The 1,256-nt window shown below is 67.0% G+C and carries 1 protein-coding gene; it reads left to right on the plus strand.

Going from position 1 to position 1,256, the window contains the following annotated elements:
• The coding region (locus IG65_RS0133940) for a CdaR family transcriptional regulator (RefSeq protein WP_036526625.1) at window positions 1–1,256 on the plus strand (1,256 nt) is incomplete at its 5' end.

Raw genomic sequence — 1,256 nt, forward strand, 5'->3', positions numbered from 1 at the left:
TGTCGTCGCCGTTGAAGGATGTGTGGTCGCTGTCGCGGCACATGGTCGGCCACTTCGTCGAAAACGTCGCCCCCTGCGGCACCCTGCCCGGCGACGCCATCCACGGCGACATCACCACCATCACCCGCACCTGCCTCGAACTCGCCATCAGCCTCCTCGACGGCCGCGACATCCCCGAAAAAACCGAACGCCTCAAAGACGCCGCCGCCGCCTGGGCCCGCGAAGGCGTCCCCATCGACACCATCCACCACGCCATCCACGAAGGCTTCAAAATCGGCTTCGACCTCGTCGTCACCAACGCCACCACCAAAACCCGCACCACCACCAACGGCAGCGGCAGCGACGGCACCGGCAGTGCCGGCAACGGCGGTGACGGTGAGCCGACACTCACCCTCACCCACACCGACTACACCAACCTCCTCCAAGGCGCCAAACTCCTCGTCGAAATCCTCGACACCATGACCACCGCCGTCTCCCACGCCTACGTCCGCGAACTCCGCGCCGTCGTCTCCGAACACCACAACGCCGTCCACACCCTCACCTCAGCCCTCCTCGGCGGCCACCCCACCAGCACCATGGCCCGCGAATGCGGCATCGAAATCGCCGACAACTACCACATCCTCGCCCTCCACATCCCCCCACACCCCGACCAAGCCAACCCCCACCTCGACCCCACCATCATCGCCCGCCGCAAACTCCGCCGCATCCAAGCCGCCCTCGCCACCACCACCCACACCACCACCCTCTCCCTCCTCTCCACCGACGGCGGCACCCTGCTCATCCCCACCACCACACCCACCGACCTCGACACCCTCATCACCCACCTCTCCCACGCCGCCCGCGTCCCCATCACCGCCACCACCACAACCACCCCCACCACCGACATCCCCACCGCCACCGACCAAACCCACCAACTCCTCGACATGGTCACCCGCCTCGGATCAATCCCCGGCCTCTACCGCTTCGACGACCTCGCCCTCGAATACCAACTCACCCGCCCCGGCCCCGGCCGCGACCACCTCGGCACCCTCCTCAACCCCCTCGACCACCACCCCGAACTCCTCACCACCCTCCAAACCCACATCGCCAACAACCTCAACCGCCAACGCACCGCCCGACTCCTCCACGTCCACACCAACACCGTCGACTACCGCCTCAAACGCATCGCCCAACTCACCGGCTTCGACCCCACCCAAGCCAGCGGACTCTGGTACCTCCGCTCCGCACTCGTCGCCCGCACCTACACCACCGCATGA

Source organism: Nocardia sp. NRRL WC-3656, assembly GCF_000720265.1.
Classification (GTDB): Bacteria; Actinomycetota; Actinomycetes; order Mycobacteriales; family Mycobacteriaceae; genus Nocardia; species Nocardia nova.